The organism is Aureimonas psammosilenae (genome assembly GCF_009176975.1).
GTDB lineage: Bacteria > Pseudomonadota > Alphaproteobacteria > Rhizobiales > Rhizobiaceae > Plantimonas > Plantimonas psammosilenae.
Genome location: NZ_WEZG01000035.1, coordinates 1 through 5,796, shown reverse-complemented (window position 1 = coordinate 5,796; position 5,796 = coordinate 1). Strand labels below are relative to the sequence as shown.

Below are 5,796 nucleotides of genomic sequence, written 5' to 3'. Positions count from 1 at the left end.
CGCGAACTCGTCATGCGCGCCGCTTGCCGCGTAGCGCCATTGGCCCGAGGCATCCAGCGTGAAGCGGCCGTAGAGGCCTTGTGTGTCGCTCTGCGCCGCGAACTCGGCCACGCCGTCCGCATCGGTGATCGTCACCGTGCCGGACGCCGCCAAGGACGCCGCATCGTCGCCCTCGACCAAGGCCGTCGCCGCGCCCGTCACCACCGGCGCGTCATCCGCTCCAACAACGGCGAAGCCGAAGCGCGTCGTCGCCAGCGCACCCGATCCATCGCGCACCCCGACCTCGAACGCATCCACCACCCGCTGACCGCCCGCCAGCGCGTCGGTCGCGGCCAAGGCGTCGTCCAGCGCGTAGCTCACGACCCCGCTCGCGACGTCCAGCTTCGCCGTGCCGTAGAGACCGGCTTTCACCAGATGCCCCGCGCCGTCCGCCACCCAGCCCGCCGCTTCGAACGACAACACGTCGCCCGTGTCCGCGTCCGATGCCGTCAGCGCGATCGTCGCCCGGTCCACGCCGGCAGACCCCGCCGTGGCTTCCACGAGGTCGGCGCTTTGAACGCTCGCAACGAGCTTGGGCGCGTCGTTCGTGCCGGTGATCGTGATCACCACGCTGGCGCTTCCCGAACCATCCGCCGAGCGCACCGTGAAGCTGTCGGTGTAGACGACACCTGCCGCGAACTCGTCATGCGCGCCGTTCGCCGCGTAGCGCCATTGGCCCGAGGCATCCAGCGTGAAGCGGCCGTAAAGGCCTTGCGTGTCGCTCTGCGCCGCGAACTCGGCCACGCCGTCCGCATCGGTGATCGTCACCGTGCCGGACGCCGCCAAGGACGCCGCCTCGTCGCCCTCGACCAAGGCCGTCGCCGCGCCCGTCACCACCGGCGCGTCATCCGCTCCAACAACGGCGAAGCCGAAGCGCGTCGTCGCCAGCGCGCCCGATCCGTCGCGCACCCCGACCTCGAACGCATCCACCACCCGCTGACCGCCCGTCAGAGCGTCGGTGGCGGCCGAGGCGTTGTCGAGCGCGTAGCTCACCACCCCGGTCGCCAGGTCCAGCTTCGCGGTGCCGTAGAGACCGGCCTTCGTCAGATGCCCCGCGCCATCCGACGTCCAGCCCGCCGCTTCGAACGACAACACGTCGCCCGTGTCCACGTCCGATGCCGCCAGCGCAATCGTCGCCCGGTCCACGCCGGCAGACCCCGCCGTGGCTTCAACAAGATCGGCGCTTTGAACACCTGCGGTCAGTTTGGGAGGGGTGTTGGCTCGGGTGAAGGTGCCGTCGGCCCAGTTGAAGAGGCCGTCCTTGAATTTCAGGAATTCGATGTTGCTCAGCCGGTCGGAACCCTCGGCGGTGCTGGTGACGGTGCCGCGCGCGCGGTTGATCGCGTATTGCGCGAAATTCCCCTCGTAGATCGCCGTGTCGACACCGCCGCCGCCATCCAGCGTGTCGTCGCCCTTGCCGCCGTTCAGGATGTTGCCGGCGCTGTTGCCGACCAGCTTGTTGGCCAGCGCATTGCCCGTGCCATCGATGGCCGCCGTCCCGGTCAGGGTCAGGTTCTCGACATTGTCGGCAAGCGCGAGGGTGATGGAGGAATTGACCGTGTCCGTGCCCTCGTTCGCCGCTTCCACGACGAGATCGCCGGCATTGTCGACGCTATAGGTGTCGTCGCCGGTGCCGCCCACCATGCGGTCCGCGCCCGCGCCGCCATCCAGCGTGTCGTTGCCGGCAAGGCCGGTCAGGACGTTGTCCGCAGCGTTGCCCGTCAGGCGGTTGGCGAGAGCGTTGCCCGTGCCGTCGATCGCTGCCGAGCCCGTCAGGGTCAGGCGTTCGACATTCTCGGCAAGCGTCAGGGTGATGGAGGAATTGACCGTGTCATAGCCTTCGTTGAAGGCTTCCACGACGAGATCGCCGGCATTGTCGACGCTATAGGTGTCGTCGCCCGTACCGCCCACCATGCGGTCCGCGCCCGCGCCGCCATCCAGCGTGTCGTTGCCGGCAAGGCCGGTCAGGACGTTGTTGGCCGCATTACCGGTCAAACGGTTGGCGAGCGCGTTGCCCGTGCCGTCAATCGCCGCCGTTCCGATCAGCGTGAGGTTCTCGATATTCTCGGAAAGCGTCAGGGAAATCGACGAATTGACCGAGTCCGTTCCCTCGTTGGCCAGTTCCTCCGTGACGTCGCCGGCATTGTCGACGGTGTAGGTGTCATCGCCCGTGCCGCCCACCATGCGGTCCGCGCCCGCGCCGCCGTCGAGCGTGTCGTTGCCGGCGAGGCCGATCAGGATATTGGCCGCCGCGTTGCCGACGAGGCGGTTGGCGATGGCGTTGCCCGTGCCATCGAGCGCGGCCGAGCCCGTCAGGGTCAGGCGCTCGATATTCTCGGCGAGCGTCAGGGACACCGAGGAATTGACCGTATCGTAGCCCTCGTTGGCGACTTCCAGGATCACGTCGCCGGCATTGTCGACGGTGTAGGTGTCGTCACCGACGCCGCCCACCATGCGGTCCGCGCCCGCGCCGCCGTCCAGGATGTCGTTGCCGGCAAGGCCGATCAGGACGTTGTCGGCGGCGTTGCCGGCGAGGCGGTTGGCAAGCGCGTTGCCCGTGCCGTCGATCGCGGAAGCGCCGATCAGGATCAGGTTTTCGACATTCTCGGCCAGCGCCGTCGTCACCCAGGAATTGACCGTGTCGGTGCCTTCGTTGGCGGCTTCCACGACCACGTCGCCGGCATTGTCGACGGTGTAGGTATCGTCGCCGGTGCCGCCGATCATTCGGTCCGCCCCGCCGCCGCCGTCCAGCGTGTCGTTGCCGGCAAGGCCGATCAGGACGTTGCTCGCGGCATTGCCGATCAAGCGGTTGGCAAGCGCATTGCCCGTGCCGTCGATCGCGGCCGAGCCCGTCAGGGTCAGGCGCTCGACATTGTCGGCCAGAACGAAGGCGACGGAGGCGTTGACGGTATCGACGCCTTCGCCGACGGCCTCGACGACGACATCGCCCGCATCGTCGATCGTGTAGGTGTCGTCGCCCGTGCCGCCCACCATGCGGTCCGCGCCCGCGCCCCCGTCCAGCGTGTCGTTGCCGGCAAAGCCGAACAGCGTATCACTATGGAACGTGGCAAGCGGCTGTCCGTCGACGTTCTTGACCGCCGACATGACGTCGTTGTTCACCGTGCCCCGGATCGTTACGCCGGTGACGGCCGCCGTGAAGACACCCGTTTGCCAGTCGTAGACGCCGTCGGAGAAGGTCAGGCGCTCGATGCCGGTCAGGCTGTCCACGTCGCCGGCACCGTTCGACACGGTGCCGTTCTGCCGGTCGACGACGTAGCTCGAAAATGCCCCGGCGAACGCCGCCGTATCGTAGCCGTCGCCGCCGGACAGGAGATCGTTGCCGTCGCCGCCGATCAGCGTATCGTTGCCATCCTGGCCGGACAGGGAATCGTTGCCGCTGCCGCCCGAAAGAACGTCGTCGCCGAACCAGCCGAAAAGCTTGTCGTCGCCGTCGTCGCCCGAAATGCGGTCGGCCGAAACGCTGCCGTAAACGACGTCGTCGCCGGCCCCGGCATAGATGCCCAGAACGCCGATGAGCTGGACGCCCCGGAAGTCCAGTTCCTGGGATGAAGCCGACCCTTCGATATTGAAATTGTTGAAGCCGTTGGCCGTGATGGTCTCGATGTTCTGGATGCTTTCGAGGCCGAGCGTCATGCCGCTGTTGCGGACGCGGATTGTGTCGTCGCCATTGCCGCCGTCGATAGCGCTGTATCCATAAGGCGACCCGGCGAACATATAGGTTCTGACATTGTCGACGATGAACGTGTCGTTGCCGTCGTCGCCATAAACGCGGTCGTTGCCGGAGCCGAGATAGATCTGGTCGTTGCCGTCGCCGCCATGGGCACGATCGTCGCCGTTGCCGCCGACCAGGATATCGTCGCCCGCGTCGCCATGGAGAACGTCCTCGCCCTCGCCGCCATAGACGATATCGTCGCCATCGCCCCCGTGCAGTTCGTCGTTGCCGTCGTCGCCGGTCACGCGGTCGCGTCCAGCTCCGCCATCGATGACATCGTTGCCGGCCCCTCCCGACAGGAGATCGATGCCGTCACCCCCCTCGATCCGGTCGGCCCCGCCCTCGCCGCGCAGGATATCGTTGCCGGCTCCCCCTAAGATGACGTCGTCGCCGTCGCGGGCTTCGATGAAATCACTTGCCGCCGTGCCGTTCAGGACATCTGCGTCAGACGTTCCGACGAGCTTGGAGAGGGCGCCGTTCTGACCGAGCGACGACAGATAGGCGTCGACGAGGCGCACGGCTTCCGTGCTGGCCGACACCATGCTGCGGTGAATGTTGTCCTCGATATCGAGATCGGTGGTGGCGATCGAAACGACATTGGCAAATTCGGACGCGACCTTGGTCTGCGCGTCGAAGATCTTCTGCCATTGTTCGGGGGAGAAGTAGGGATTCCAGTTGTCGTTGCCGTAGATGGTCGATCCCAGCGTCGACATCAGAATCGATTTCGGTGCGATCTCCCCCTCGATGCGTGTGAACAAGCCTTTCAAGGCGGCGTAATATTCGAGGTTCTCGCCGCCGCGTCCCGCATCGGACTCGCCCTGTATCCAGACCATCAGTTCGGCGCGGCCGCCGACGCTGTCGAGCTTGCTCTTGAACAGCCCGTAGAGCGAGTCGGGCCCGGTGGATTCCCAATCGCCGCCCGCATTGTTGAACCGCTTCAAAAGCGGCGTACCCCCCACCGAGCCGTCGATGATCGCGACCGGCGCCCCGGTTGCCGCGCTCAAGGTATTGGCGAAAGTGCGCGCGGCATCGCCCTGTATCGACCCCCAGGTGCCGCCGTAATACTGAAACGTATAAGGAGAGGAAGGCGTGACCGTCTGGCTGGTGAGCCAATCGGAATACCAATGCTGGATATTGGACTGGCCGATCGTGCCGACGACGATGCCGATGCTCAGCGACGAAGACGTCGTGACGCCGCCTTTCGAAACCTGAAGCGTGTATCCCCCACCTTGCGGCAGAGAAGAAATCCCCCCCCTGTCGTCCAGTCGACAACAACAACGCCGTCTTTCAGAACGCGGGCCCTGTCCCCATCGAATGCAACGTCGGCGGCGTTGTTATCGTTTCTTTGGAGAAATATCGTGGGCATCGCAATTTCCAGACATGATTCATCGAAGCCACCGTTCCAGGGAAACGATAAGCTTGCGCAGAGCGATGAAAGTTCGAACGCCTTGAGCGGGAGGTGAAATTCCCTAGCGGAATTTCTAATTTGAGATCAGTGACTGATCAACCGGAAAGCCTCGACGTCACTGCACGCAACGCTCGTTCTTACAAGGCTGCGGTTTTTCCGTCACAACATCTAGCTACAAACAAACAGGGTTGACGAAGCGTGAAAACACGTTCGCAGCAGCGCTACCTCGCGACCGAGATCAGCGGCCGTTTCTGTCTTCGTCGGCTCCTCGCATGAAGCACGCCAACGACCATTTCGCATCGACCTGCAGCGGCAAGCAGGTATTGGCGGCAGCCCTCTAACTAGCCGAGCAGATAGTAACGATGGATGGTTCGTCGGGAGGCTGCTGATCGAAGCAGCCTTAGAAAGGAGCGGCTTCTCGCGTCACGAGAGGCATCCCCGTGTCGATCTGGTGACCGCCGGTGTGGCGCTGTTTCCGGCTGTGTTTTTGCCTATCCTGCGGTTTTCCTGCGCCGTCTTTATCGGCTTTGCCTCACCGTGCCCCTGCACGGTTTCTTGCACGCATGCGGGGGCGTTGTAATCGCTGTGGGCCGTCAGGCTTGGTGGTTAGCACATA

2 protein-coding genes are annotated in these 5,796 nt (G+C 64.9%); one reads left to right on the top strand and one right to left on the bottom strand.

Annotated features, from left to right (window positions below; all coding sequences use genetic code 11):
- On the bottom strand, positions 1–4,812 hold a 4,812-nt coding region (locus F9929_RS23760; protein ID WP_268915694.1), incomplete at its 3' end, for a VCBS domain-containing protein.
- A 49-nt stretch (positions 4,813–4,861) separates the two neighbouring features.
- Here F9929_RS23760 and F9929_RS24780 point away from each other — a divergent pair.
- The gene (locus F9929_RS24780) at positions 4,862–4,984 is read left to right on the top strand and encodes a hypothetical protein (protein WP_268915693.1); all 123 of its coding nucleotides are present in this window, start codon (positions 4,862–4,864) and stop codon (positions 4,982–4,984) included.
- Positions 4,985–5,796 lie beyond the last annotated feature (812 nt).